Raw genomic sequence first — 4771 nt, 5'->3', positions numbered from 1 at the left:
GGCTGGGCCTCAGCCCGTCTATCTCCCGCCTATAGTCGTTCTGAAACATCGCCGTCCTCCTTCAAATACCGCCGCAGCAGCGCCCTGGCCCGGAACAGCCGGGACTTGACCGCCCCCTCGCTTTTGCCCAGGACGGCGGCGATCTCCGCCACACTCAGCTCCTCATAGTAGTACAGGTGCACCGCCATCCGGTACTTGGCGGGCAGGGCCAGCACCGCCTCCACCACGCCGCCCTCCCCGGGCGGCTCCGGCGCGGGCAGCCCATCGTCCAGCGGCCCCTCCCGCCGCCGCCACGGGGCGCGGAGCACATCGGCGGCGCAGCGTGCGCCCACCCGCAGCAGCCAGGCCTTGGCGTGCTCCTCGTCCCGGAACTCCGGCCTGGCCCGGAGCAGGCGGACAAAGACCTCCTGCATCACGTCCTCCGCGTCCGCCCGGGAGCCGGTGCGGGCGTAGGCCAGCCGGTAGAGCATCCCGGCGTACTGCTCCGCCAGGGCCGCCGGTTCCCGCCAGCGTTCCTCCATGGGCCTCCCTCCTTTCTGCCTATAACACGGCGCGGACGGCCGTTTGGTTTCGCACCCGCACAAAAAAAGACGGATTTCCCCCATGGGAAATCCGTCTGCCCATACACAGGCCTCTTCTTACCGTTTTTCCTCCGCCGGGGCGGGCGGCCACAAGGGCCGCCCCTACATCGCTGCTGCCCGCCCCACCGGCGCGGCGCACATACTGCCAGTACGGAAAAAGCGTGGGCCTGTCCCCGTCCGTCACACCCCCGCGGGCTCCCCGGCGGCGGCGCGGAACACCGCCTCCACGTCGGCCCGCTCGGCGTGGCCCTCGTGAACCTTCACGCCGTCCACATAGTAGCAGGGGACATAGTAGTAGTCAAAGGTATCGGCATAGGCGGGCTCCGCCGCCTCGTCCACCATTCGGAGGGGGATGTCCCGCCACGCGGGGTGCTCCTCCAGCAGCTCCTCCTGGAGCCGGAGGGCCAGCTTGCAGTGGGGACAGTTGTTCAGAAGAAACAGGGTGATTTCTTTCATTTGCGCACCTCGAATTCCACGTCGATGTCGCCCCCGCACACCATGCCCAGCTCGGCCGCGCCGGGGGTCAGATCATAGTGTCTCCGCACCGGGCCGCCCCCATGCGCCCACAGAGCCTTTGCCTCCTGGACGGCCAGGTGCTCCACCGCGCCGCCGCCGATGGTGCCCAGCACCGTGCCGTCGGGCCGCACCAGCATCCAGGTACCCACGCCCCGGGGGGCGGAGCCCCGCTTGGCGGTGATGGTACACAGCACGCCCGGCTCCCCCGCCGCCGGGGGCGCGGCCGCCGGCCCCCGGCGGGCCCGCTCCCGCACCAGCTCGGCGGCGATGGACACGGCGATCTCCGCCGGGGTCTGGGCCCCGATGGACAGGCCGATGGGGCTGTGCACCCCGTCCAGGATTTCCCGGGCAATGCCCGCCGCCTCCAGGGCGGCCTTCACCGCCGCCACCTTGGTCCTGCTGCCGATCATGCCCGCATAGGCGTACTTCCCCCGGAGCACGTGCTCCAGGCAGTCCCGGTCGTGGGCGTGGCCCCGGGTGAGAATCACGTAGTAGTCGCTCTCCCGACTGCCCAGCCCGTCCAGCGCCTCCAAAAAGGGGGCGCACACCACCTGGCCGGCCATGGGAAACCGCTCCCGGCTGGCAAACTCCGGCCGGTCGTCGATGACCACCAGCTCAAACTCCAGCCGCCGGGCGATGTGGGCCACCTCCAGGGACACGTGGCCGCCGCCGCAGAGGATCAGACGCTCCATAGCCCCGCCCTCCTTCCGAAGTATAAAAGCCCCTCCAGCACGCCGCCGCCGATGGCCCGGGCCTTGTCGGAGACGGTAAAGCAGTGCTCCGCCCGGCACCGGGGGTCGATGTCCCCCGCCTTCATGCCCGCCGTGACGGCCAGCCCGGCGGGGAGCATCCCCCGCACTACGCCGGTGAGCTGGGCGCAGACCGTCCGGCCCGCCACCCGGGCCACCGGCTGGCCCTCCTCCACCCGCTGGCCGATGGCGGCCAGCGGCTCGAACGCCCCGTCCGCCGGGGCGCGGATGATGCGCTGGATGGTGTACCCCCCCACGTCGCCAGGGACGCCGGTGTTGGGGGCGGCGCTCCCCTGTGTGAGCAGGCGGCCCAGATCGTGCCCCCGCATGGTCTCCACCACGCCGTGGCAGTCCACCCCGGCGGTGAAGCCGGGCCCCAGGGCCAGCACCACCGGCGCGTCGGTGATGGCCGTGCCCAGGTTGCGCTTGGCCAGGATGGCGTCCACCACCCCGTCAAAGGGCAGCTCCCTCAAAATGGCCGCCTCCGGATCGCAGAGCACGGGAACCTCCCCCCGCTCCAGCGCCCGGCGGGCCGCCCCGGCGTCCTCCGCCCGGCAGGCAACAATCCCCTCCACCTGGGCCGTGCCGTCGTACATGCACTGGGAAAAGGCCACCGTCCGACGCACCGCCGTGGGCTGGGCCACCTCCGTCATGACCACCTTTATGCCCGCCCGGTACAGCCGCACCGCCGTGCCGGCGGCCAGATCTCCCGCTCCCTTGATCAGAACCAGCATAATCCGCCCCGCTCCTCCTCCCGATAGTAGGTAATGGCGCTGTGAATGCCCCGCTCCGCCAGCCGCCCGGCCACCGCGCTGGCGTGGGCCGAACGCTCGGGGGTGTCCGCCTTGTTGAGTACACAGCGGAAGGCCATGGCCTCCCCCACGCCCTTCCGCCCCCCCTGGGGGTTGGCCAGCAGAAGGGCCACGTCCTCGGGGGTGAGCACGTGCTCCGCCCCCGCGCCCAGCAGGGCGCACACCCGCTCAGGCCGGTGGCAGACCGCCCCCACGGCCTGTCCCACCGCGTCCATGCCCGCCACGGCGGCCACGGCGTCGGCGCAGGGGGGGATCACGGGCTCGTACTCCGCCGGGGCCTTGAGGGGCAGGCGCTTGGCCCCGTCGGCCTCCACCAGTACCACATCGGCTGCCCGGTGCAGCTCCTCCGGAGTTCCCGCGCCGGAGAGCTTGTCCCCCCGGAAGACCGTCCCCACGGTGACCACCCCGTGCTCCGCCAAGGCGGCCCGCAGGCGCTCCGGCGTCGGCTCCTCCACCAGGGGCAGGCCGGGGTGGCGCAGAATGTGGGTGGTGGTAGTGACCACCACCGTCCGCCCGCTGTCCGCCGCCTGCCGGGCCAGGGCATACAGGGTGGAGGTCTTGCCCCCCGCCCCCACCAGGGCCACCATCCGGTGGCGGGCCATGTCCAGGCCCAACTGCTCCCAGATGCCCATGCTCAGCCCCCCGACAGGTGCTCGATGAGGATCTTCACACCGATGGCAATGAGCACCAGTCCCCCCGTCAGCTCGGCCCGCCGCTGGAACAGGCAGCCCAGCCGGCGGCCCACCAGGCCGCCGGCCACCGACAGGGCAAAGGCCACCACGCCGATGACCGCCGCAGAGGCCAGAATATGGACGCTCATAAAGGCCATAGACACCCCAACGGCCAGGGCGTCGATGCTGGTGGCAATGGCCAGCACGCACAGCCGCCGGGCGGACAGGTCGGGGGGCGCCTCACCCTCCTCCCCGCAGCCCCGGCGCAGGGACTCCCACGCCATCTTGCCGCCGATGACGGCCAGCAGGCCGAAGGCTACCCAGTGGTCCACCGCCTCGATGTACTGGCTGACGCTGCTGCCCAGCAGCCAGCCCAGAAGGGGCATAAGAAACTGAAACGCGCCGAACCACAGACCCATCTTAACGGCCTGCCGGGGACCGAAGCCGGGGACGGAGATGCCGCTGGACACGGACACCGCGAAGGCGTCCAGCGCCAGGCTCACGGCAATCAGGAAAATCTCAACCAAACCAATCACCTGTCTGCAAAATATTGTTAGGAGAGTGAAATTTATTATAGCATACCCTCCATGGATATGCTATAACAATTAGAGATATGAAGGCACAACATGGGAGGTCTTTATGGAACACGAGGAGTATATGCGCCAGGCGCTGGAGCTGGCCAGGCAGGCCATGGCGGAGGGAGAGGTGCCGGTGGGCTGCGTCATTGTGAGGGACGGCGCGGTGGTAGGGCGGGGCCGCAACCGGCGGGAGACCGCCCAGACCGCACTTGGCCACGCGGAGCTCGAGGCCATTGCCCAGGCCTGCCGCACCCTGGGGGGGTGGCGGCTGGCCGGATGCGCCCTCTACGTCACCCTGGAGCCCTGCCCCATGTGCGCCGGGGCCATCGTCAACGCCCGCATCCCTGCCGTATACTACGGGGCGAAGGATGACAAGGCGGGCTGCTGCGGGTCGGTGCTCAACCTCTTTGAGGAGCGCTTCAACCACCACCCCCGCATTTACGGCCGGGTGCTGGAGGCGGAGTGCGCCGCTCTGCTCCAGGAATTTTTTCAATCTTTGCGCTGATTTAACGCTTTTTTAACAAGGCGTGCTCGATTTTGTAACAACCCCCTGGTAGTATAACACTTGCAAGAGACAGAGCTTCTTTTCATTCTATCCTCCAATCATGTGACGGGCAGCGGGTGAGCACCGCTGCCCGCCTCATTTTACCGGCGCTTTACATAAGAAGCAAATTATTTAAAGGTTCTGTAACACATTCCGATTTATTCGTTAACATCTTTCGGGTATTATACTACTTGCAAGAGACAGTTTCTTTTCATTTCATTGTATCCTCTTTCCTTCGATAAGGCCGGACGTCAGGAGCAGACGTCCGGCCCTTGTCGTTATTTGCGCATAAAGCAGCGCCCCCGGCAAAGGCCGGGGGC

Annotated in this window: 7 protein-coding genes; 1 reads left to right on the top strand and 6 read right to left on the bottom strand. The window is 68.3% G+C overall.

Annotation, left to right across the window (positions count from 1 at the left end; all coding sequences use genetic code 11):
* Positions 1-29 precede the first annotated feature (29 nt).
* The 6 genes from HMPREF0372_RS07675 to HMPREF0372_RS07650 all read right to left on the bottom strand — a co-directional run bounded on the left by HMPREF0372_RS07675 (position 30) and on the right by HMPREF0372_RS07650 (position 3856).
* The gene (locus HMPREF0372_RS07675; RefSeq protein ID WP_007490461.1) at positions 30-521 is read right to left on the bottom strand and encodes an RNA polymerase sigma factor; all 492 of its coding nucleotides are present in this window, start codon (positions 519-521) and stop codon (positions 30-32) included.
* A gap of 240 nt (positions 522-761) precedes the next feature.
* Complete coding sequence (locus tag HMPREF0372_RS07670; RefSeq protein ID WP_007490457.1) at positions 762-1037, bottom strand: hypothetical protein; 276 nt, start codon at positions 1035-1037, stop codon at positions 762-764.
* Entirely contained in the window at positions 1034-1789 is a 756-nt protein-coding gene (locus tag HMPREF0372_RS07665) for an XdhC family protein (protein ID WP_007490455.1), read from the bottom strand. Before HMPREF0372_RS07665 ends, HMPREF0372_RS07670 begins: the two co-directional genes overlap by 4 nt.
* Entirely contained in the window at positions 1777-2580 is an 804-nt protein-coding gene (gene yqeB, locus HMPREF0372_RS07660; protein ID WP_007490453.1) for a selenium-dependent molybdenum cofactor biosynthesis protein YqeB, read from the bottom strand. Before yqeB ends, HMPREF0372_RS07665 begins: the two co-directional genes overlap by 13 nt.
* Positions 2568-3290, bottom strand: a complete 723-nt coding sequence (gene yqeC / locus HMPREF0372_RS07655; RefSeq protein WP_007490451.1) for a selenium cofactor biosynthesis protein YqeC — start codon at positions 3288-3290, stop codon at positions 2568-2570. The genes yqeB and yqeC overlap by 13 nt, the downstream gene beginning before the upstream one ends.
* Before the next feature lie 2 nt (positions 3291-3292).
* Entirely contained in the window at positions 3293-3856 is a 564-nt protein-coding gene (locus tag HMPREF0372_RS07650) for a manganese efflux pump MntP (RefSeq protein WP_414016158.1), read from the bottom strand.
* Positions 3857-3968: 112 nt separating this feature from the next.
* Here HMPREF0372_RS07650 and HMPREF0372_RS07645 point away from each other — a divergent pair, with 112 nt between their 5' ends.
* A complete protein-coding gene (locus tag HMPREF0372_RS07645) occupies positions 3969-4412 on the top strand; it encodes a nucleoside deaminase (RefSeq protein ID WP_007490444.1) in 444 nt (147 codons plus the stop codon).
* Positions 4413-4771 lie beyond the last annotated feature (359 nt).

The organism is Flavonifractor plautii ATCC 29863 (assembly GCF_000239295.1).
Taxonomy (GTDB): Bacteria; Bacillota; Clostridia; order Oscillospirales; family Oscillospiraceae; genus Flavonifractor; species Flavonifractor plautii.
This window is presented reverse-complemented; position numbering and strand designations above follow the sequence as displayed.

Excerpts from the sequence above, each read along its gene's own strand:
- HMPREF0372_RS07670 (WP_007490457.1), bottom strand. The coding sequence starts at position 1,037 with ATGAAAGAAATCACCCTGTTTCTTCTGAACAACTGTCCCCACTGCAAG.
- HMPREF0372_RS07665 (WP_007490455.1), bottom strand. The coding sequence starts at position 1,789 with ATGGAGCGTCTGATCCTCTGCGGCGGCGGCCACGTGTCCCTGGAGGTG.
- yqeC (WP_007490451.1), bottom strand. The coding sequence starts at position 3,290 with ATGGGCATCTGGGAGCAGTTGGGCCTGGACATGGCCCGCCACCGGATG.
- HMPREF0372_RS07675 (WP_007490461.1), bottom strand. The coding sequence starts at position 521 with ATGGAGGAACGCTGGCGGGAACCGGCGGCCCTGGCGGAGCAGTACGCC.
- HMPREF0372_RS07645 (WP_007490444.1), top strand. The coding sequence starts at position 3,969 with ATGGAACACGAGGAGTATATGCGCCAGGCGCTGGAGCTGGCCAGGCAG.
- yqeB (WP_007490453.1), bottom strand. The coding sequence starts at position 2,580 with ATGCTGGTTCTGATCAAGGGAGCGGGAGATCTGGCCGCCGGCACGGCG.